This window comes from Acinetobacter harbinensis, assembly GCF_000816495.1.
GTDB classification, from domain to species: Bacteria; Pseudomonadota; Gammaproteobacteria; order Pseudomonadales; family Moraxellaceae; genus Acinetobacter; species Acinetobacter harbinensis.
Window position 1 is genome coordinate 1,065,613 of record NZ_JXBK01000001.1, and the last position, 21,607, is coordinate 1,087,219.

Sequence of the window (21,607 nt, forward strand, 5' to 3'; positions counted from 1 at the left end):
CAAAAAATTTAAATAAAGAGAAGGAAAAGCCGGAATAAAGGAAAATTCTTAGCTAATTGCTTGATAAATATCTAGGTTGAGTAAGGTTCTTCTTGAAGTCATATTTTACTAAGATATGAGGATAAAAAACCAAAAAATGATTATCTAACTACCATTGCTGAATCAAGATTTTTATAAAATTTGAATTTTAAAGTGAGCCATTTAATCGGCATGAAAAGTGCTTCCAGCTAAGCAGTAGCTTGAAAATACTCTTTATGATATGTGTAGCTGTAGTTGCACTATATTTGTTATTATAGTGCAATACCTTGGTTAGAATTTTTCGAATGAGCACTAATTACAAATATCTATATACATTTTTTCATGTATCTGGCTCACTCCTACCCACGCATAAAGTTTTTAAAAGTATTATAGATAATCAATCGAAATTTGTATTTGCAGATAATTCCTGTACCTATGCGGTAATCTCCGACTGGATGGCGAATAATAGACATCTTGACACGCGTAAATCGACTTGGGCTGAAGAATCAATGCTATTTTTGGAAAATGAGTTAAAAGCATTGACATTATATAGAGCTCGTCATCCTTCATTTAAAACTGAAAAAAATTTAGCTGAATAATAAAGTGGATCTTTGGCTATTTTAGGACCAGTTTTCTTTTTGAGTAGCTTCTATTTTTTTACGATATGAAATCTAAAACTTGTATATGTTTTTATTATTTTACATTTTCCAAATATTATAAAATTTTCAGCCTAGTGAAAAATAAAAACTGAAATTCCCATCTATTTATATCTTTGAAGCTTATAAAATAAAATCTATTTGATAGGTGGTTCTTTAGGGTTTTAGATGTTCTTCGATTTAGTTTTATCAGTAACGAGCTCTATCACCCTTCTATGAGTTTGGCTGGTTTAGATAGGCTTTACAAAATATTTACCATAAATTCTAATTGAATAAATAGATAAAATTAATTATCTCACAAGTAGGGTATAAGTCGTAAAAATAGGCCAGAAGTTTCGTTTAGGCTTATTAAAAAAGAGAGTAATAATGAAAATATTGCAGCCTATTGCTATTGGTGGCGTCATTTTTAAAAATCGCATTATGTTTCCTCCGCTAACCACCGGATATGAAGCTAAAGATGGCCGTATTAGCTCGCAAAGTCGGGCATTTTATACACGTCTTGCTCAGGGCGGTGTGGGATATATTGTTTTAGGTGATGTTGCGCCAATCCGCAGTTTTGCAGCTACGCCAAAACTATTTGAAGACAGTCAAATCGAGAGCTTTCGCCTTTTGGCTAATAATCTACACGCGTATGGTGCTAAATTGGGTGTGCAAATTTTCCATCCTGAATATGACTGTGATGCGATTAATGCTCTGTTTGACGCAGGCGAGATGGACAAAGTCCGTAGCCAGTTAAATCATGACATGCAATTTTTTGTTAACGAAGTATCTGAAGATTCATTGCTGGATATTATCGATAAAATGTGTGCTTGTGCAGTACGTGCACAGCGTGCGGGGGTGGATGTTATTCAAGTTCATGGTGACCGATTGGTCGGTGCACTATGCAGCACAAAAATGAATAACCGTACGGATCAGTTTGGTGGCTCGCTTGAGAATCGCACACGCTTTGCTTTAATGCTGGTACAGGCATTAAGACAAGCAGTTCCGCACATGCTTCTTGATTATAAATTGTCAGTGGTTACGCCCACACGCGGTAAAGGGGGTATTGATGAGGTTGATGCACCGCAGTTTGCACGATGGCTACAAGCCGCCGGTGTGGATATGTTGCACGTGGGGCAGGCAAATCATACGGGCAATATGGCAGACACTATTCCACCGATGGGTGTACAACCGTACTGCTTTTTTGCAGACATTACTGCGGCGGTGAAGCAGGCAGTTTCTATTCCGGTGAGTACCTCGGGACGTATTATTGATCCGGATATGGCAGAAGAGTTATTGCATCAGGGTAAAGCCGATATGATCGGGATTGGTCGTGCGCTTTTAGCCGATCCAGATTGGCCCAATAAGGCTGCGGCAGGAAAATCTCAAGCCATTTGCCGCTGTATTTCCTGTAATGAAGGCTGTGTTGATAATGTGCTTAATCGCTCATTTATTGCGTGTGTGGTCAATGCTGAAAATGGTTTTGAAGAAACACGCATCATTACACCCGCCATCAGGCAAAAGAATGTGGTGGTGATTGGTGGCGGTCCGGCTGGGCTTGAAGCTGCACGCGTGGCTGCAAAAAAAGGCCATTTCGTCACCCTATTTGAAAAAGAGACATGCTTAGGTGGGCAATTGAATATTGCTGCCGTACCGCCGCGTAAGGCTGAAATATACCGTGTCTTAGAGGATTTAACCCATGCTGTGCGCATACAAGGTGTCACATTAAGGTTAGGGCAAATAGCGACCATTCAAAACCTACTGCAGTTAGCCCCTGATGCGGTGATTGTGGCAGTAGGTGCCTCTAATTTTAGACCTGAAATTATCGGTGTACATGGCGTAAATGTTTATGATGCTTGGGAAGTTTTGGCGGCTAAACATCTAGTCGCAGGTCGTGTAGTGGTGATTGGGGGTGGGATCGTAGGTGCTGAAACGGCTGAATATTTAGCTGAGCAAGGCTGTACCGTATCCATTATTGAAATGACAGATAAGATCGCTGATGGTCTTAGTAGCACTATTTTACCCACCATGCTTGAGAATTATAAAAAATATGGTGTCAAGCAATATACAGGATATAAGGTTACAAAGATTGATCTCAAGCAAGTGCGCTGTGAAGATAAATATGGTACTGCGCTATATCTTGCTTGTGATTGTGTGGTGCTTGCGAGCGGCGCACGACCAGTTATATTTGATACGACTGTACTGACTGAAAAGGGAATTGAAGTGGTAAAAGTGGGAGATTGTGATGAAGTCTCTGATATTTCTTATGCCATTAAAACTGCCTATGATGCAGCCAATGCGCTTTAAATATTGAGTTTAACAGAGAAAGCATTGTCGGAATTTTACAAGGTAAGTCGCTTAAAGCGTGATGTGTGAAGATGCCTATGTTTTTATGCTTTGGTATAGCTTTGTTGCACAAATAATTAACCATATGATTTTATTGGGTTTATATTTTTAGTGAAAGTTAATATAAATCCTTAAAAATCATAAATTTATAAAATACTTATACAAGGAAGCCATCCACCACTAGAAGCTGCGTTAATTGAACGGACTATCCCAGATAAAGCTAAGAGCTCTAAGCAGCGCTATAGATTGATAAGCGTATGATTTATAGTCGGCTGTTTTTAAATCCCTAAAACGACTTGATAAGGTCTAAAACCTTCCAATACAGCATCCGCAACCAATTGATTAAAGAACTCAGTTTGTCCAGAAGCCATCCATTGATCCAAAGCTTCATAGTAGGCAAGACGATTCTCAACAGTAATTACACAGGGTGGATAGCCAGCTTTCATTAACTCTAAATTCATGAGAAGGCGAGAGGTACGACCATTACCATCAATAAAGGGGTGTATGCCGACAAAGTCTGCATGTACTTTTGCAGCTCGTGCAATTGGGTGTATTAGATCCGCTTCAGTATTATACCAATCAATGAATTGCGCCATCTTGTCATTCAGTAAAGTGTAATCTGGCGGCGTATTAGTAGCACCTGAAATCAGCACATTTTGTTGACGGTATCGACCGGCATTTTCATCATCGATATTTTTTAAAATCAATTGATGAATATTGCGAATTTGCCATTCAGAAAAAGGCTCTTCTTTTTTGATGATATCTTCAACGTAATAAATTGCATTACGATGATTAATCGCTTCAAAGTGCTCTCGAAGTGCTTTGCCACCTACAGTAATGCCTTCCAAGACAACTTTTGTTTCGAGTAGAGTAAGTGTATTGCCTTCAATCGCATTGGAGTGATATGTCCAACGCAGAATCAAATCTTCTTGTAAATTTTTAATGATAGAAGGTGAGAGAGGGCGCTGAGCATCAAGTTTATTTTTTAATGAATCGATAGTCTCAAACACGATATATACTCTAAAAAGATGATGAGATAAAAATAATAATAACTGAATCGATGTGATTAGACTATGCAGATTGTGAGTTTACCAAACCGTCATTCATGCAAAATCTTTTTTAATTTGTGTACAGTAGTCTGCCCATTTCTGCATCATCACCTTTCTTTTCTCTAAATGTTTGGTTCGGTTATAAGCCCGCCCATGCATATCTTTTACCTGATGGGCTAGTTGTTGCTCAATCAATTCAATTGGAAAATCTAAAATCTCTTCTAAGATAGTCCGAGCTGAGGCACGGAAGCCGTGACCACAGGCTTGTTCACTGGTATAACCTAAGCGACGTAACGCTTGATTGATGGTGTTTTCGGACATTGGTTTTAAGTTTGATGTGGTTGCAGGAAAAACAAATTCACTTTTATAGCGCGTAATTTGAGCCAGTTCAGACATTAAGTGAATGACTTGAGTTGACAGAGGGACCATATGCTGAACACCTGTTTTAGCTTTTGTTTTTGGTGGTGTATAGCTCCATAAACCTTGCTCTAAATCAATATCTTTCCATTGCGCATGTCTGAGTTCTCCGGGGCGAACAAAAACCAGTGGGGCAATACGTAGGGCATAGCGAGTGATTGCGGAACCTTGATAGTGATCGATATCCTGTAGGAGTTGGGCAAAGTCTTTAGGTTCTACCAAAGCCGCCATGTGCGTTACTTTAGGCGTTTTTAAAGCGCCTCTTAAGTCCTGTGTGACATCACGTTCACAGAGTCCAATAGAAACGGCATAACGTAAGATCTGGCCGCATTTAACTTTGACCTTTTTAGCAGTTTCTAATTTTTCTTGTTTTTCATAAATCTGACAAACCTTAAGAATATCCGTTGGTTTAATTTCATGAACAGGAATTTGACCAATGTATTGATTGATTACTTCTAATAAGCTTTGCTGTCCTTTAACTGTGGATTCAGCAAAGTCTTGTTTACTCATCCATTCCTTAGATAGTTCACTGAAAATATTCTTATTAGCATTTAGTATCTCATTCTCAATTCTGGCTTTTTCAGAATGAGGATCAATGTTTTGAGAGAGTAGTGTGCGGGCTTCATCTCTTCTAATGCGAGCTTCAGCTAAAGTTACTGTTGGATAAGAACCAAAACTTAGTGAGTTACGTTTCTTGGTGTAAGGGCGTGAATAATCAAATCTCCAGTTTTTATCACCAGTTTTGGAAACGATTAAAAATAAGCCATTACCATCGGAGAACTTCTGAACTTTCTCAGAGTCTGCTTTTGTAGTTTTAATCTTTGTATCTGTTAGTGGTATAACGATTTTTGGCATTTTTACGGTAAGAATTTCTGCGGTAATACATCTTACCGTAAAAATTACCGCAAAAAAATATAAATTATAATAGGGTTTTATAGATCGACTTAGATGGTGTTTTTGCGAGTTAATTGATTTTGATGTTATTTATCTGTTGGTGTGGATCGGTAAAGTTAAATATAAACCATAAAATGGTGCGCCCTGCGGGAGTCGAACCCGCGTCGGTCACTTAGGAGGCAACTGCTCTATCCAGTTAAGCTAAGGGCACCATACGGCGCTAATTTAGCGTAATTAAGTGCAAAAAAAAAGTTATTGTCGAAACAATAACTCTTTAAATGGCTTAATAGACTATTTTTGCTTAAGATTTGTTCATTTTCAGTAATCTAAATAAACCAAACATCAGGACAATCCAAATTGGAATCATCAGAACTGACTCTTTAAAACCTTGCGTCCACATAATATAAAGTACGGTGGCAATAAAAATCAGTACCAAATAATTACTAAACGGTGCCCAAAGTGCAGGGAACTTGGTTTGAATCGCAGCTTGTTTAATGGCTTGTCTAAATTTCAAATGCGTCAAACTAATCATTGCCCAGTTCAACACCAATGCACCAACCACCACGTACATTAGATGGCTTAAGGCATCTTCGGGTACAAAGTAGTTCAACAGTACACAGCCAAAAATGAGCAGCGCTGAGAATAAAACCGCAGGAATGGGTACACCTTGTTTATTCACTTTCATGAACACTTTTGGTGCATTGCCTTGTTGAGCTAAACCATACAGCATACGGCTATTGGCATACATGCCGCTGTTATAGACAGAAAGTGCAGCAGTTAAAATAATAAAGTTCAGTAAGTGCGCTGCCCAGCCAATTCCCAGTTGACTAAAGATCATCACAAATGGGCTTTTATCTAATCCGCCCAATTCTAATTGATCCCAAGGCACCAAAGACAACAGAATCACCAAGGAGCCGATATAAAACAACAGAATTCGAAAAACCACTTGATTGATGGCTTTGGGAATGGTTTTTTCCGGATCTTTGGCTTCAGCTGCGGCCATACCAATCAGTTCAATACCGCCAAAAGCGAACATTAAGAAGGCCAGCATGTAAAATAGACCTTCAAAACCATGCGGAAAAAATCCACCATGTGTCCAAAGATTACTAAATGATGAGGTTGAGCCAGCATCTGCTGTCAGGATTAAATATAAACCGAAAATAATCATCGAGACAATTGCCGTGACTTTAATGATGGAGAGCCAAAATTCTGATTCGCCATAAAATTTCACATTGCCGAGATTAACCAAGGTAATCACGATAAAAAAGAACAGCACTGATGCCCATGCAGGGATAAACGGCCACCAATAGTTAATATATTTAGCGACGGCGGTCAGCTCGGTCATGGCCACCAAAATATATAAAATCCAATAATTCCAACCGGCTAAAAAGCCGGGAAATTTCCCCCAATATTTAAAGGCAAAATGGCTAAATGATCCTGCAACAGGCTCATGTACGATCATTTCACCCAGTTGACGCATAATCAAAAATGCAATCAAACCACCAATGGCATAGCCTAAAATGATGGAAGGACCTGCAGATTGAATCACCTGTGCGGAACCTAAGAATAAGCCTGTACCAATTGCGCCGCCCATGGCGATGAGTTGGATGTGCCGGTTCTTTAAGCCACGCTGAAGTGTAGAAGACTCGTTGTTCAAAGTACTCAGCCCGACAATGGATAAGGCAATGATTGTAATTGATTGATTTGTATTAGCCTAGTACCACGATTGGTCAGTTATGCTGAAGTGAATAGATTAAATACTCTATTTATTGTAATTAAATTATAAATCAACAACTTAATTGCATTAATACAGTGACTTATGAGTTATAAAAGCTATTTTTTTTATGGTTTTAGTGCAGTTTTTTATACTTAAGTCCGGTAATCGGTGTTTTGATTGAAAAAAGCCTTATGATAAAAGCAATCAGTATTGCAAAATATTGTTTAAAACAATGATAAATATCAACGATCAGTGAATAAGGATCAATGAAAATGAATTTTGCGCCACAACTTAAAATTGCCGCCACCTATATGCGCGGCGGCACCAGTAAAGGTGTGTTCTTTAAACTGGATGACTTACCTAAAGCGGCGCAGCAGCCCGGAAAAATTCGTGATCAATTGCTGCTACGGGTGATTGGCAGTCCCGATCCTTACGGTAAGCAAATTGATGGTATGGGCGGTGCCAGTTCCAGTACCAGTAAAACCGTGATTTTGGCCAAAAGTACTCAACCTGAGCATGATGTGGACTATTTATTTGGTCAAGTGGCGATTGATCGCGCTTTTGTCGATTGGAGTGGTAATTGCGGTAACTTAACCGCAGCGGTAGGTGCATTTGCTATTTCCAATGGTTTGGTCAGTGCCGAGCGTATTCCCGAAAATGGTCTGTGTACGGTACGCATTTGGCAAGCCAATATTCAAAAAACCATCATTGCGCATATCCCGATGAATAATGCTCAAGTGCAAGAAAGTGGGGATTTTGAACTGGATGGCGTGACCTTTGCAGCGGCAGAAGTGCAGGTAGAGTTTATAGATCCAGCAGATGATGATGCAGATGGTGGCGCAATGTTCCCCACAGGCAATGTGGTGGATAGTTTTGATGTACCAAATGTTGGTCGCTTTCAGGCCACCTTTATTAATGCCGGTATTCCCACCATCTTTTTAAATGCAGAAGAGATTGGTTATAGCGGTACTGAGTTACAAGAGGCGATTAACGGCGATGCCGATGCACTGGCACGCTTTGAAACGATTCGCGCCTATGGTGCAAAGCAGATGGGTTTAATTCAAGAGATCTCTGAAGCACAGCAGCGTCAACATACACCAAAAATTGCTTTTGTCTCTAAACCCAAAGCCTATACCTCATCCAGTGGTAAACAGATTCAAGTTGGTGATGTCGATTTACTGGTTCGCGCGCTATCGATGGGTAAACTACATCATGCCATGATGGGTACAGCAGCCGTGGCCATTGCCACCGCCGCGGCCATTCCCGGTACAGTGGTAAATTTGGCAGCGGGCGGTGGGGCGCGTGAAGCAGTATGTTTTGGTCATCCTTCAGGCACGTTACGTGTCGGTGCGCAAGCGGTACAACAGGCTGGACAATGGCAGGTAAAAAAAGCGGTGATGAGTCGCAGTGCGCGCGTCTTAATGGAAGGGTGGGTGCGAATTCCGGCAGAGAGTTTGAATTAAAATCAGAATAGAGAATCTGTGCAGAAAGCAGTATCATGCTGCTGGTGATTGCTCAGTTAAGTGCCTTAAAGTGTGGCTTAATGCAATGATCAGCCTACTCTTGTCTAAAAAGCAGCAGGTTTTTTATCGAGTAAGATCGCGCGCTATCGATATGCGCGATCTCGATTTTTTAGACGTACTCATCCAGCAAAGTATTCGAGGCTCATGTGTCATCTTTAACTGATGTATCTGTAACTGTATTAGGCTCTGCACAGCAACGTATTCAACATGATTTATTGACAGCATTGGCGGCTTTTTCTATTCCAGAGCCGTTGCAAGCTGCCGTCCATCATACCGTGATGCTCGGCGGAAAACGGGTGCGTCCGGCGCTGTGTTATGCCACAGCAGCTTTAAAGTCGAATGATCATTTTGCTGCGGTACGCCGTGCTGCGGTGGCCATTGAAATGATTCATTGCTACTCACTGGCGCATGATGACTTACCCTGTATGGACAATGATTTACTGCGCCGTGGACAACCGACTTGTCATGTGGCCTTTGGTGAAGACACGGCTTTATTGGCCGGTGATCTTTTGCAATCGATGGCCTTTGAAATTTTAGGCAGTCGCCTGTTTGATCAAGGCGCTGCGGTCAGTCCGGCTATTGTGCTAAAACAAATGCAGATTTTAGCCACTGCCAGCTCGAAAATGGTCTGTGGTCAGGTCATGGATTTGCAAGCTGAAGGTCAACAGGTTGATCAAGTGGCTTTGGAAAATATCCATCGCAATAAAACCGGCGCATTGATTACCGCAGCCGTGATGATGGCAGCGGTGACGGTATTTGAAGGCACCGATATTGCTATTCCGAAATTACGTGAATACGCACAGGCCATTGGACTGGCATTTCAGGTACAAGATGATATTTTAGATATTATTTCTGACACTGAAGTGTTGGGCAAAACCGCTGGTAAAGATCAGCAGGTAGAAAAATCGACCTATCCAGCATTAATGGGTTTAGAAAATGCCCAAACCTATGCCAAACAGTTACATGATCAGGCCTTTGCTGCTTTGGAGGTTTTTGCTGAACAGGGCAGTGAACTGCGTCAAATTTCACAATTTTTGTTGTCTCGTAAAAGCTAACAACGCCATTTCTTTCAATCAAAGTATGGCAAAGGAGGACATCGCGTCCTCTTTTTTATTTTCTTTGATGCGGTGGATAAGAGAATGAAACTAAGACTTGCAGGATCGGGCACAATACTTTCAGAAAATAATCTGAAATCTATGCATAAAGTTAGCGGTCTTGCCGATTTTTTTCACAGCTGAAAGAACAATAGACAGCCCAAGCTGTCTATTGATGAAAACTGAATAATTATCAGTTTACGGATTACGACCCATCACACCGCGAATGGTGCTCATAATGTCTGCTGGTAAGATCACTGTCTTGGCATTGTTGGATTTGGCCATTTCTTGCATGGCTTTAACGTATTGCTCGCCCAAAAGATAAGCCACAGGCACTTCTTTATCGCCCACAGCGGAGGTGATCATTTCAATGGCCCGTTGCGATGAGGCAGCCAAGACCACTTGTGCTTCTGCATCACGACGTGAGGCTTCTAAACGGCCATCTGCTTCTAAAATCGCGGCCTGTTTTTCACCATCAGCACGGCTAACTGTGGCACGGCGCTGACGTTCCGCCGCGGCTTGTGCTTCCATGGCTGACTGCATAGTAGTGGACGGTTGAATATCTTGAATTTCAACGGTCTTTAAGGTGATTCCCCAATCTGAAATATCATCTGAAATGGCGGCCTTGAGTTTGGCTTTAATGTGATCACGCGAAGACAGTGCATCATCCAGATCCATTTCACCGACGATAGAGCGCAACGAGGTTTGCACCAAGTTCTGAATGGCCCAAGTATAGTTTTCAATGCCATAGACGGCTTTTTCCGGTGAGGTGATATTGATATACGCCACCGCATTCATCAGCAAAACTGCGTTATCGCGAGTAATCACTTCTTGTGATGGAATATCCAAGACAATATCTTTGGTGGTGACTTTATAGGCCACATCATCAATATAAGGAATGACAAAGCTCAATCCGGGGGTTAAGGTGACGTGATATTTACCCAGACGTTGCACAATCCATTTATAGCCCTGTGGAACAATCCGAACCCCTTTAAAAATGGTCACGCCTGCAAAAACCAAAATGGCTAAAACAATAATAAATCCACCCGACATACTATTTTCTCACTCTATATATTTTCATTATTGGAACTGTGTGGCTTAACCACCAAATCGTTACCCAAAATATCCACCACGCGTACACGATCACCGACCTGCACCGGTGCTAAGCTACGGCAATTCCATTCATCTGCGCCTAATACCGGCATTGGGAAGCGCACAATAATTTGGTCATGTTGTAGATGGGTTTGAATCACCATGCCGACTTGACCAATGGTTGACTCTCGCGATAGGCCGGCTTTGGTTTTATCAATAGACAGTGGCTTGATAAACTTAAACCACAGCAGGGTACACAAGATAGACAAGATAATCCAAGTCACGACCTGGGTGGTGATGCCCATCATCGGGAACATCCAAAATAAAATACCCACCATAATGGCTGCAATACCAAACCACAGGGCGGCAAAAGCGGGCAGTACCAATTCTGAGAGAATCAGTACAACACCCAATACAAACCAATGCCAAGGCTCGAACGCAAATTCCATACATCGACTCGTTTATCGTTAAAATGAATATAGACGCCGTGGCGTCTATATCAATCTAGCAGATGAATAAGTCTTTGAGTATTAAAAAAGCATAATTCTTAGATTCGGGCTTTGGGCGCGGCTTTAAAAGCAGCTGGAGAGAGTTTGAAATCGTGAATAACTTTTTCAATTGCACGAATTTTCAACTGTGCCGCTTTTTCTCCTTCTAAAATTGCCTGATTGCTGGCTTTTAAATCTAAAGCGCCTAAATGGCCGACTTTCGGTTGAATGACAATATTGGCCTGCCCCAGTTCTTCATTAATACTTTGTTGTCCCATAATATTAATGGTCTGATCGAGTAAACCCCACATGCTGAGTGGCTGACCACCGACTGGACGCGCTGAAATATCCACAGCAATCACAATATCGGCCCCCATGGCTTGGGCAGTTTTCACCGGAATTGGACTAACCAACCCGCCATCGACATATTTTTTGCCCGCAATGGTTGCAGGTACAAATACATTAGGAATACTGCATGAGGCGCGTACCGCTTGACCGGCATTGCCGCGCACAAATTCTGCTTTATGCCCATCATCGAGTCGCGTGGCCACTGCGGCAAAGCGAATCGGGAACTGTTCAATCGGTTTATTGTTCACATGTCGATTGACATAATCTTGCAGTTTTTGCCCTTGCACGATACCTTGACTATTTAAGGTTAAATCACGAATATCGGATTCTTTTAAGGTTAAGGCAATTTGTTGCAGTTGAAAGGGGGTTTTACCGCTGGCGTAAATACTACCGACAAAGCTACCGGCACTGGTACCGGTAATAATTTTGGCTTTAATGCCGTGTGACTCTAATACTTTAAGCACACCAATATGTGCAAAGCCTTTGGCACCGCCGCCGCCTAAAGCAATGGCAATCACCGGTTCACGGGCTTTAATGGTAGTGGTTTGTGTAGGCGTTTTGGTGGCTTTATCGCAGCCGAATAGACCAAGCCCCAGTAAGCCAATCAAGGCATATTGCGCAAGTTTCATGGTGGGAATTGAACATCAAATAAACAAAAATTGCGCCTATCAGAGCAGATTATGGCTATTTTGACTAGCCATTTTTAACACGCTTTTGTAACGGTTTTGCCAGCGACACTGGATTTTCTGTAAAAAAATTGCTTCATAGCACATTAAGATTTGCGCTAAATTCGGTTGGTACTCTCCAGTGGAATGGAACATACCCAAATAACGAATAGCGCGCTGCGTGTGGTCAAATGAAATGACAGCAGCATCATGCGGATTTATGCACTGAGGGTAAGCTGATAAAACCACTGTTGATGCTTTCTGCACTTTTACAGCTATCTTATGGTGTCATCTCTTAAGTGCCAATAAAATCAATCCTGTCCTAAATTCAAGTGTGCTGTGATGGACCGACATCAGGCCAACTCAATGCATTAGTGGCTTGAATGCGGTGTTAAATAAATTCTGCGTGTCAAAAATCGTAACTTTTAAGGCTTAGTTCCAGATAAGCAGTAAAGCCAGACCACGCATCCATATTTAAGCTGTGTGGTGCCAGAATCACCACTGCTTTACGAAAATGGAGAAACTCGCCAATAAAATGCCAGCCTTGGGCTAGATATATTGTTTAGAAAACTCCTCGAATCAGGTAATTCACTTTATCCAGGCACCTGATCGGACAAATGAGGGAAATGTGCAGTCATGCTGTTATATGCCATATGCTGACCAAAATAGGTAAACTATTGAAGAAATTAAGTTTTTATAAAACAATATGCAGCGGCAAAGAAACCTGCATTCTTCGGCTGATTTGATCGCAATAATCCATCCGCTTTTGATCTTATGGGCACGCTATGCCAAGCACACCACGACTCTATCTCGTATTATTCTCATTGTATTGGGCGCAAGGTTTACCCGTCGGTTTTATGACCCATGCCTTACCAGTGATTTTACGCGCACAAGGCGTCTCACTGGCACAGATTGGCGGCTTTGGCTTATTGATGTTGCCGTGGTCAATTAAAGTATTCTGGGCGCCGTGGGTCGACCGTTTTGGGGTGTCAAAATATGGACATTATCGAAGCTGGATTATTCCGAGCCAACTGTTCAGTGTGCTGCTGCTTATTTTTTTATCCTTTTTACCGATACAGGCGTTAAATCAACCCGAGTATTTACTGGCGTTTTTTGTCGCATTATTTAGCTTAAATTTAGTCGGGGCGACGCAAGATATTGCCAGCGATGCGTTAGCGGTCAGTATGTTAAAAAATCAGCAACAGCATTGGGGCAATATGCTGCAAGTGGCAGGTTCACGCTTGGGTTTTATTGTGGGTGGCGGTGCAATTTTATGGGCATTGGATTGGCTTCAATGGCAAAGCACTTTTTTAATGTTGGCGACGCTGGTGTTTTTAAATACGCTGCCGATTTTATATTTCAAAGAGCCGCAACAGCTTAAAAGTAGGCAAACTCGCGCTGCACCCGACATATTCAAGCGGCACAAGATTAAAGCCTATGTGGCTTATTTTTATCAAACTCGGCATTTGGCATTATGGCTGTGGGTGCTGATCAGCTTTAAGATCACCGATGGTTTAAGCGGGCCATTATTAAAGCCACTCATGGTCGATTTGGGCTTAAGTTTTTCGCAAATTGGAATTTACGTCACCATGTTTGGTGCATTGGCGGCATTGCTGGGCGCAGCACTTGCGGGTTTAAGTTTAAAATATATGGCGCGAGCACAGGCATTGTTAATTTTTTCCGTGCTTAAAGTGTTGAGCTTGGCCGCTTACACGTGGTTGGCTGTGCAATATCAAGCGCAAAAAACAGTCGCAGCTGGGCTGATTTATTTGATCAATGCTGCTGAGGACTTTATCTCTGCCATGTTATTGGTGGTGATGTTAACGCTGGTGATGCAATATAGCCGTCAAGCGCATGCCGGTACGGATTTTACCTTTCAAGTGGCCATTTTGGCGACCGTTAGCGGGGCACTGTATAGCCTGAGTGGCGTGTTGGCAGATATGTTGGGCTACGCAAATTACTTAACCATGATTACCGGATTGGCCGTGCTTCTTTTATGGCCCATTCTACGCTGGAAAAATAGTCTGACGTGAAAGCCTAATACTAAATGATTCAATGGATGGGCTAGCTAAGATACTTTTTAAAAATGCTATAAAATTAAATTGTTTAGAATAGCTAAATTTTATACTGGGCAAGAGTAGATGCCGTAAAAAGGATTATTTTGCTTTAAGTGAGGTTTAAGTTTCAGGTTGTACTGTATGGCATCAATAAAAAGATTCGTACCGAAATGATGCCGCAAACCTTGACTCGATTACGCCAAAAAATTAAGCCGATTTCATTAAGCCAATTTAATATATTGTTGGCGCTGTGGTTAGGCTTGGCACTGAATTTTGCCTTTTTTCAACAAATCCAAAAATTAACGCCCTATCAAGGGCCAAAGGCGTATTTATTTTTAGCGGCCACTGTATTGGTGATTGTAGCGGCTTATAACCTGATTTTTCAGTTTTTCAATTGGCGTTATACGGCCAAACTTTTTGCTTATATTTTATTGATCATCGGCGGATTTACCGCCTATTTTGTCAATAGTTTAGGGGTGATGATTTCACCTGAACAAATTCAGAATATGATGCAAACGGATCCGCATGAAGTGCAAGATTTATTGTCCTTGCGCTTTATTCTGTGGAGTATTTTACTGGTATTTCTGCCGATTATCTTTGTTGCTGTATTGCCGATTCAAGCAGAGAAAATCTCCAGTCAGTTGCTAAAAAAATTACTGCATGCTTTTGTTTCATTCGTTTTACTGTGTGGTTTACTGTTTATTTTTTATGTGGATTACGCCGCAATTTTTCGTGAACATCGGAACTTGAAATCGCTGATTTCTCCGCAAAACACCATCTCTGCGACATGGTCATATTATCGAAAGTCTGCACCGAAAAAGAATTTACCTTTAGTGCAATATGGACAAGATGCACATCTGCTTGAGCACGTCAGTCAGTCAAAACTGCCTAAACTGATGGTCTTGGTGGTGGGCGAAACCGCTCGCGCAGAAAGCTTTTCTTTAAATGGCTACGCAAAAAACACCAATCCTGAACTGTCTAAACTGGATATTATTAATTTCTCTCAGGTCAGTTCTTGCGGTACGGCCACCGCAGTGTCTGTGCCATGTATGTTCTCTGGTATGCCACGTACAGATTATGATCAACAGTTGGCCAGTTACCGTGAAGGCTTACTGGATATTGCGCAGCGTGCAGGTTATAAAGTCACATGGATTGACAATAATTCAGGCTGTAAAGGCGCGTGTGATCGGGTAGAGCAGTACGTAATTCCACAACCGATTAAAGACAAATGGTGTGCTAAAAATGGTGAATGTTATGATGAGATTTTACTGGACAGTTTAAAAGCCTATCTTGCTGCCATTCCTGAAAATGACAAGACGCCGCGTTTGGTGGTGTTGCATCAGATGGGCAGTCATGGCCCTGCTTATTATCAGCGTTCAACAGCGCCGTATCAGCCGTTTAAACCCAGTTGTGATACCAATGCCATTCAAGGCTGTAGTAACAGCGAACTATTAAACAGTTATGACAATTCCATTGTGTATACTGACCATGTATTAAGTAGCTTGATTGGCATCTTAAAAAGCAATACCGCTTATCAAACTGGCTTTTGGTATTTGTCTGATCATGGTGAATCCACCGGTGAGCATGGCATGTATTTACATGGCTCACCCTATGCCATTGCGCCAAGTCAGCAAACGCATATTCCGATGTTGATGTGGTTTTCATCGGCATGGCATACTGGAAATCCGGCGCAAATTAACTGCTTAACACAACAAAAAAGTCAAAAATTAAGCCAAGACAATCTCTTTCCAAGTCTACTCACCTTGCTGGATGTCAAAAGCCAAGTGATTGATGGGAAAAATAATATGTTGCAGCAGTGCGGTTTAAAACAGAAAGTGTGAGGTTAAAGTCAGATGAACATATTACTGATTGAAGATGATTTCATGATTGCAGAATCGAGCATGACCTTGTTGAAAGATCAACAGTTTGCCGTGCAATGGGTGAATAATGGCATTGAGGGCTTAAAAAAGCTTGGCCAAGAAAAATTCGATATTGTGTTGCTGGATTTGGGTTTGCCGCAAATGGATGGCATGCAAGTGCTCAAGCAAATTCGTCAACATTATGCCAGCTTACCGGTTCTGATTATCTCTGCACGCGATCAACTGCAAAACCGTGTGGATGGCTTAAATAGCGGTGCCGATGATTACTTGGTGAAGCCGTATGAGTTTGATGAATTGCTGGCGCGTATTCATGCATTGCTGCGCCGTAGTGGCGCAGAAGCGGCCGGTTATGACAGCGCCAAGATTTTATCGTATGCCGATTTAAGCCTCGATGTAGAGCAGCATATTGCCAAGTTTAAAGGTCAAGCCATTGATTTTTCTAATCGAGAATGGGCGATTCTGATTGCCTTGGTCAGCTATCCAAATAAAATCTTTTCTAAAGCCAATTTAGAAGAGAAGTTATATGACTTAGAAAGCGAAATTAGCAGTAACACCATTGAGGTGTATATGCATCATTTACGCGCTAAACTGGGTAAAGATTTTATTCGTACCATTCGTGGATTAGGCTATCGCCTTGGACAACTCTAAAGTGAGCAAGCTGTGCTGTCGCAGTATTCATTAAAAAAACGTCTGATTCTGTATATTTCTGTTTTTAGTATTGCTTTGGGCTGTCTGCTGATTTTTTCTGCTTATCGCATAGCATTGGAAGAAATCAATGAAGTGTTAGATGCGCAGATGAAAAATTTAGCCGAACGCGTGGCGCTGCATAACCCCAAACCGGTTGAAAGTCAGTTTGACCAAGAGCAACACTATCATGAAGAAGATTTATTTGTAGATGTGTGGGCTTATAGCAGTCAACAAGATAAAAATCATGCCATCAATTTATTGGTGCAGCCAATGCAAAAAGCAGGGTTTTATACCCAAAAAACGGCAGACGATATTTGGCATACGTATGTATTGCCCACCGCACATTATCAAATTCAGATTAGTCAGCAGCAATCGGTACGGCAGCGTTTGGCTTTAGAGTTGGCCAGTAGCATGTTTATTCCTTATTTGTTGTTTATGCCCTTTGTGATTTGGGGCTTAAGTTGGATTGTAAGACGCAGTTTACAACCACTGGATGATTTTAAAACTGAATTGGCACAGCGAGATTCGCATGAACTTAAAGCCATTGAAGTCGAGCCGTATCCGGTTGAAATTGTGCCCAGTATTGTGGAAATTAATCATTTATTTCAGCGTATTTCATTGGCGCAACAAGAACAGCGCCAGTTTATTGCCGATGCAGCACATGAATTGCGAACCCCAATTACAGCATTAAATTTACAGATGCAAATTTTGTTAAAACAAAATCCAGCCAGTACTGACTTGGTTAATTTAAGTAAGGGTTTAATTCGGATTCAACATTTAATCAGTCAGCTGTTGAATTTGGCCAAACAAGATGCCTCGATTATAGAGCTTGAAAATAAGCAGCCCTTTTTACTCAATCAAGTTGCAGTGGATTGCCTTGAGCAGTTGATGGATTTGGCGCTGCAAAAAAGTATTGATTTGGGCATGGAGCAGCAGCAACAAGTGCGAATTCAGAGCCAAGCCTCAGCAGTGCATTCCATTATTTTTAATCTGATTGACAACGCGATTAAATATACGCCTGCCCATGGCATCATTAATGTGTCGGTATTTCAGCAAGCGGGTTTTGCCATCATTCAAATTGAAGACAGTGGCCCCGGCATTGCTGCCGATTTACATGATAAAGTGATCAAACGTTTTTATCGTGTTCATCATCATTTAGAAGTCGGCAGTGGCCTAGGTTTGTCTATTGTGGCCAAAGCCACGGAACGTTTGGGCGGCAGCTTGTTCTTTACCCAAAGCAATAGTTTGGGTGGATTACAGGTTAATGTACAACTGCCGTTATAGACTGTGAACCAACAACGCTAGGCAGAGACTGCTGCGTTATTCAGTTTAAATTTGCGGTAATAAAATAGATAAACAATGACATTCACGAACCAAATAATCCAGCCCGTCCACAGGTTATGACTTAAAAAATGTGCTCCACGCATCATTTGCGCCCAGCCCATCGCAAAGCCTAAAATCACACCCGCGATGAGAAAGAAATAAGCCCGTTTAGGCTGCGACAGTCGAAAGACAAAAAAACCAGCCATTAAGGCAAAACCCGTGGAGGCATGTCCACCCGGGAAGCAATGACCTTGAGTGGCTGAGAAATCCCAGAAAAAGCCTTCTGCGCTGGGCAGCGTACTGTTCCATGGACAGGCATGTGCCGATTGTGATTTTAAGAGGCCAATGACTGAGGTGGAAATAATCACCATGACCAAAAAATAGCCATAACTAAAGCGCATGGCTTTAAGTTTCTGCACTTTAAATGATGCCAGCCATAACAGCAAAAAACTGCCATATAGCGCGATAATCAGGTCTTTAACATAACGATGATTCAATTCGGCCAAATACCAGTTATCTCGCAATAAAAATTGCCCTGATGGACTGATCCATGGATGGATTAAGGCCAAATCTAGCGCGCCACCTACCGGAAAAAAGATCAACAGCACACAAAAACTGATCATTAAGAAGCAGCCTTGATACAGCGTAAAGTGTTGCTTGTCGTGCATAGCAGCAATCAGATGATTTGAATATGGGAATTAGACCAAGAAAAACTTAATTCAGACTTAAACCAAACTGTGCTATTTAAAATAAAAGTAAAATAATACGGATAAAAAAAAGCAGATCATTTGATCTGCTTTTTAAAAGACGCTAGGCCTTAATGTAGAATTTTATTTAAAAACTGCTGGGCACGTTCACCGCGTTGGCTATTAAAGAAATCCTCTTTACTACAGTCTTCGACAATTTTACCTTGATCCATAAAAATCACGCGATTGGCCACTTGACGGGCAAAGCCCATTTCATGGGTCACACACATCATGGTCATGCCTTCTTTGGCCAAACCGACCATCACATCCAATACTTCGGTGATCATCTCAGGATCAAGCGCTGAAGTCGGTTCATCGAACAACATGGCAATCGGATCCATGCTTAAGGCGCGGGCAATAGCAACGCGTTGTTGCTGTCCACCGGAAAGCTGCGCAGGGAATTTATCGGCTTGTGCGCTTAAACCGACGCGATCTAAATAGGCCAAGCCTTTTTTACGTGCTTCGGCTTCAGAGCGCTTTAGCACTTTAATTTGCGCAATGGTTAAATTTTCAGTAATGGTTAAATGCGGAAACAATTCAAAATGCTGAAACACCATGCCGACGCGACTACGCAACAGGTTTAAATTGGTTTTCGGATCTTTAATGGCAATCCCATCCACCACAATATCGCCCTTTTGAAAGGCTTCTAGACCATTGACGGTTTTAATCAAGGTCGATTTTCCTGAACCGGATGGGCCACAGACCACCACCACTTCACCTTGGCGAATTTGCGTGCTGCAATCGGTTAGAACTTGAAATTTGTCATACCATTTACTCACGTTCTGAATGTCGATCATGACTTTATGCTCATTCATACGCGTAACCTTCTTTGTAATTTCTGCACAATATATGTGGCCAAAAGACTAATGGTGAAATACACCAAACCAGCAAATAAAATGTATTGCGTGAGCAGCGACATCAGGTCACCGCGCACATAGTTGGTTCTGAAAAAATCCAATAAACCGATGGCATACACCATGGTTGAGTCTTGAAATAAAATAATACTTTGCTGCAGCAATAATGGCGTCATTTTACGAAAAGCTTGCGGCAAAATAATTAAGCGCATCGACTGCCCATAACTCATGCCCAAAGCGGAGGCTGCAGATGATTGTCCGCGTGAGATTGACTGAATGCCGGCGCGAACAATTTCAGAGAAATAAGCCGCTTCAAACAGCATAAACGCCACAATACTAGAAACCAATGCCGTGTCCATGGTCAGATAACTGCCAGTGGCTGCGGTATAAATAAACGGCACAGCAAAATAGAACCACATCAACACCAACAGCAGTGGAATAGAGCGGAACAGGTTGACATAACCTTGTGCAATCCAGTTAAACACTTTAATGCTGGATAAACGCATTAACGCCAGCAATGTACCAATAAAAATACCGCCTAAGATGGCAATAAAAACCACTTTAAGGGTAATGGTAAAGCCATGCCACAATGCCGGAGCCGACTGTTGTAAGTCCGCTAAAAAGACCGAGAGCCATTCCATTATTTCGCTCCTGTCATCAGGCCGGGCACATGCAAGCGTTTTTCCAACAAGCTCATGGCTGAGATTAAACAGACGTTAATCACAATAAAGATGATGGTCACCACAGTGTAGACCTCAATGGTATTTTGCGTATATTCACTGATGGTTTTCATCTGCGAAATAATTTCTGCCACACCCACCAGTGAGGCCACAGAGGTGTTTTTGACACAGTTGGTCAACTCAGAACTTAAAGGCGGCAAAATAGTCCGAAACGACTGCGGTAAAATCACATGGCGATATAACTGTGCCGTACTAAACCCCATGGCATAGCCGGCATTAATTTGACCTTGAGGTAAGGCTTCAATTCCGGTACGCACTTGTTCACAAACTCGTGCCGCGGTAAATAAACCCAAACCGACACTGGCAGAAATCAGCGCCGTGGTATTGGCACTTAAATCATTAATCCACCACTCACGAATGGTGGCTGGTAAAAAATTGGGAACCACATAGAACCAGATAAACAATTGAATCAGCAGCGGCACATTACGAAAAATAGTCACATAGGCTGTGCCAATACCGCGTGCAGTTTTATTGGGCAGCGTGCGCATAATGCCTAAAATGCTGCCCAAAACCATGGCCAGTGTCCATGCCACCACAGCAATGACCAACAACCAACCCAAACCAATCAGAATCCAACTTAAATAGGTACTGTCACCCACACCGGTGGGTTGCCAAAATACGGCCCAATTCCAACTATAATTCATAGTAACTCCGCATTAAGCATCAGATAAAACATCCATTTTTATCTGATGCCAAGAATAGACTGTTTTTAATGCTTATTGATCACGATCATGCGGAGTGCTAATTAAAGCTTTAAGTTGATCGGACATTTTAAAGTTGAGGTTAATATTCTTCGGTGGAATAGGTTGTTGGAACCATTTTTCATACATTTTGTTAATTTCACCTGAACTATAGGTGGCTTTAATTGCATCATCCACCACTTGTTTAAAGCCTGTATCGCCTTTACGCAGCATACAACCATAAATTTCATGGATAGGTGCGGTACCGACAATCACCCAATTGTTTGGATCTTTGGCTTTGGATTTTTCACCCGCCAATAAAATGTCATCCATCATAAAGGCCGCAGCACGGCC

General features: G+C 41.8%; 18 protein-coding genes, 1 tRNA gene and 1 pseudogene. 8 read left to right on the forward strand and 12 right to left on the reverse strand.

Annotated features, from left to right (window positions below; all coding sequences use genetic code 11):
• Positions 1-1,040: 1,040 nt before the first annotated feature.
• Both bilR and SE27_RS14240 read left to right on the forward strand, forming a co-directional pair.
• Positions 1,041-2,960, forward strand: coding sequence for a bilirubin reductase, long form (gene bilR, locus SE27_RS04945; RefSeq protein WP_039621395.1), 1,920 nt, complete (start codon positions 1,041-1,043; stop codon positions 2,958-2,960).
• A gap of 210 nt (positions 2,961-3,170) precedes the next feature.
• A pseudogene (locus SE27_RS14240) lies at positions 3,171-3,260 on the forward strand (Fic family protein); the annotation flags it as partial.
• 17 nt (positions 3,261-3,277) lie between these two features.
• Here SE27_RS14240 and SE27_RS04950 read toward each other — a convergent pair.
• The 4 genes from SE27_RS04950 to SE27_RS04965 form a co-directional block, all read right to left on the reverse strand.
• Positions 3,278-4,009 (reverse strand): Fic family protein, encoded by a 732-nt coding sequence (locus SE27_RS04950; protein WP_039621396.1) that lies wholly within the window; start codon positions 4,007-4,009, stop codon positions 3,278-3,280.
• A gap of 93 nt (positions 4,010-4,102) precedes the next feature.
• Positions 4,103-5,320 carry a tyrosine-type recombinase/integrase gene (locus SE27_RS04955; protein WP_039621399.1) on the reverse strand — a complete coding sequence of 406 codons (1,218 nt, stop codon included), beginning with the start codon at positions 5,318-5,320 and terminating at the stop codon, positions 4,103-4,105.
• Positions 5,321-5,494: 174 nt separating this feature from the next.
• Positions 5,495-5,570: transfer RNA gene (locus SE27_RS04960), tRNA-Arg, on the reverse strand.
• A 90-nt stretch (positions 5,571-5,660) separates the two neighbouring features.
• Positions 5,661-7,016 (reverse strand): amino acid permease, encoded by a 1,356-nt coding sequence (locus SE27_RS04965; protein WP_052251706.1) that lies wholly within the window; start codon positions 7,014-7,016, stop codon positions 5,661-5,663.
• Positions 7,017-7,348: 332 nt separating this feature from the next.
• Here SE27_RS04965 and prpF point away from each other — a divergent pair, with 332 nt between their 5' ends.
• Both prpF and SE27_RS04975 read left to right on the forward strand, forming a co-directional pair.
• Positions 7,349-8,539 (forward strand): 2-methylaconitate cis-trans isomerase PrpF, encoded by a 1,191-nt coding sequence (prpF, locus tag SE27_RS04970; RefSeq protein WP_039621403.1) that lies wholly within the window; start codon positions 7,349-7,351, stop codon positions 8,537-8,539.
• A 206-nt stretch (positions 8,540-8,745) separates the two neighbouring features.
• Entirely contained in the window at positions 8,746-9,654 is a 909-nt protein-coding gene (locus tag SE27_RS04975; RefSeq protein ID WP_039621405.1) for a polyprenyl synthetase family protein, read from the forward strand.
• Between the two features lie 237 nt (positions 9,655-9,891).
• On the opposite strand, the gene SE27_RS04980 is transcribed toward SE27_RS04975, so the two are convergent.
• The 3 genes from SE27_RS04980 to SE27_RS04990 form a co-directional block, all read right to left on the reverse strand.
• The gene (locus SE27_RS04980; protein ID WP_039621407.1) at positions 9,892-10,746 is read right to left on the reverse strand and encodes an SPFH domain-containing protein; all 855 of its coding nucleotides are present in this window, start codon (positions 10,744-10,746) and stop codon (positions 9,892-9,894) included.
• 14 nt (positions 10,747-10,760) lie between these two features.
• On the reverse strand, positions 10,761-11,234 hold the full coding sequence (locus SE27_RS04985; RefSeq protein WP_039621409.1) for an NfeD family protein: 474 nt from the start codon (positions 11,232-11,234) through the stop codon (positions 10,761-10,763).
• A gap of 98 nt (positions 11,235-11,332) precedes the next feature.
• A complete protein-coding gene (locus tag SE27_RS04990) occupies positions 11,333-12,250 on the reverse strand; it encodes a patatin-like phospholipase family protein (RefSeq protein WP_039621411.1) in 918 nt (305 codons plus the stop codon).
• 821 nt (positions 12,251-13,071) lie between these two features.
• Here SE27_RS04990 and SE27_RS05000 point away from each other — a divergent pair.
• From SE27_RS05000 to SE27_RS05015, 4 genes are all read left to right on the forward strand, one after another.
• Positions 13,072-14,319, forward strand: coding sequence for an MFS transporter (locus SE27_RS05000; RefSeq protein WP_039621415.1), 1,248 nt, complete (start codon positions 13,072-13,074; stop codon positions 14,317-14,319).
• 197 nt (positions 14,320-14,516) lie between these two features.
• Positions 14,517-16,184 (forward strand): phosphoethanolamine transferase, encoded by a 1,668-nt coding sequence (locus tag SE27_RS05005; protein ID WP_039623810.1) that lies wholly within the window; start codon positions 14,517-14,519, stop codon positions 16,182-16,184.
• Between the two features lie 12 nt (positions 16,185-16,196).
• Positions 16,197-16,871: a DNA-binding response regulator PmrA gene (locus SE27_RS05010; RefSeq protein ID WP_039621417.1), complete on the forward strand. Its 675-nt coding sequence runs from the start codon at positions 16,197-16,199 to the stop codon at positions 16,869-16,871.
• A gap of 12 nt (positions 16,872-16,883) precedes the next feature.
• Entirely contained in the window at positions 16,884-18,194 is a 1,311-nt protein-coding gene (locus tag SE27_RS05015) for a sensor histidine kinase (RefSeq protein WP_039621418.1), read from the forward strand.
• 17 nt (positions 18,195-18,211) lie between these two features.
• Here the strand turns inward: SE27_RS05015 and SE27_RS05020 are convergent, their stop codons facing one another.
• The 5 genes from SE27_RS05020 to SE27_RS14415 all read right to left on the reverse strand — a co-directional run.
• The gene (locus SE27_RS05020; protein ID WP_039621421.1) at positions 18,212-18,901 is read right to left on the reverse strand and encodes a phosphatase PAP2 family protein; all 690 of its coding nucleotides are present in this window, start codon (positions 18,899-18,901) and stop codon (positions 18,212-18,214) included.
• Between the two features lie 149 nt (positions 18,902-19,050).
• On the reverse strand, positions 19,051-19,776 hold the full coding sequence (locus SE27_RS05025) for an amino acid ABC transporter ATP-binding protein (protein ID WP_171160739.1): 726 nt from the start codon (positions 19,774-19,776) through the stop codon (positions 19,051-19,053).
• Between the two features lie 14 nt (positions 19,777-19,790).
• Positions 19,791-20,474 carry an ABC transporter permease subunit gene (locus SE27_RS05030; protein WP_039621424.1) on the reverse strand — a complete coding sequence of 228 codons (684 nt, stop codon included), beginning with the start codon at positions 20,472-20,474 and terminating at the stop codon, positions 19,791-19,793.
• Entirely contained in the window at positions 20,474-21,217 is a 744-nt protein-coding gene (locus SE27_RS05035; RefSeq protein WP_039621426.1) for an amino acid ABC transporter permease, read from the reverse strand. Before SE27_RS05035 ends, SE27_RS05030 begins: the two co-directional genes overlap by 1 nt.
• Positions 21,218-21,289: 72 nt before the next feature.
• On the reverse strand, positions 21,290-21,607 hold a 318-nt coding region (locus SE27_RS14415; protein WP_455549967.1), incomplete at its 5' end, for a transporter substrate-binding domain-containing protein.

Coding starts and splice junctions, on each gene's coding strand:
- bilR (WP_039621395.1), top strand. CDS start 1,041: ATGAAAATATTGCAGCCTATTGCTATTGGTGGCGTCATTTTTAAAAAT.
- SE27_RS04955 (WP_039621399.1), bottom strand. CDS start 5,320: ATGCCAAAAATCGTTATACCACTAACAGATACAAAGATTAAAACTACA.
- prpF (WP_039621403.1), top strand. CDS start 7,349: ATGAATTTTGCGCCACAACTTAAAATTGCCGCCACCTATATGCGCGGC.
- SE27_RS04980 (WP_039621407.1), bottom strand. CDS start 10,746: ATGTCGGGTGGATTTATTATTGTTTTAGCCATTTTGGTTTTTGCAGGC.
- SE27_RS04985 (WP_039621409.1), bottom strand. CDS start 11,234: ATGGAATTTGCGTTCGAGCCTTGGCATTGGTTTGTATTGGGTGTTGTA.
- SE27_RS04990 (WP_039621411.1), bottom strand. CDS start 12,250: ATGAAACTTGCGCAATATGCCTTGATTGGCTTACTGGGGCTTGGTCTA.
- SE27_RS05000 (WP_039621415.1), top strand. CDS start 13,072: ATGCCAAGCACACCACGACTCTATCTCGTATTATTCTCATTGTATTGG.
- SE27_RS05005 (WP_039623810.1), top strand. CDS start 14,517: ATGCCGCAAACCTTGACTCGATTACGCCAAAAAATTAAGCCGATTTCA.
- SE27_RS05010 (WP_039621417.1), top strand. CDS start 16,197: ATGAACATATTACTGATTGAAGATGATTTCATGATTGCAGAATCGAGC.
- SE27_RS05020 (WP_039621421.1), bottom strand. CDS start 18,901: ATGCACGACAAGCAACACTTTACGCTGTATCAAGGCTGCTTCTTAATG.
- SE27_RS05025 (WP_171160739.1), bottom strand. CDS start 19,776: ATGATCGACATTCAGAACGTGAGTAAATGGTATGACAAATTTCAAGTT.
- SE27_RS05030 (WP_039621424.1), bottom strand. CDS start 20,474: ATGGAATGGCTCTCGGTCTTTTTAGCGGACTTACAACAGTCGGCTCCG.
- SE27_RS05035 (WP_039621426.1), bottom strand. CDS start 21,217: ATGAATTATAGTTGGAATTGGGCCGTATTTTGGCAACCCACCGGTGTG.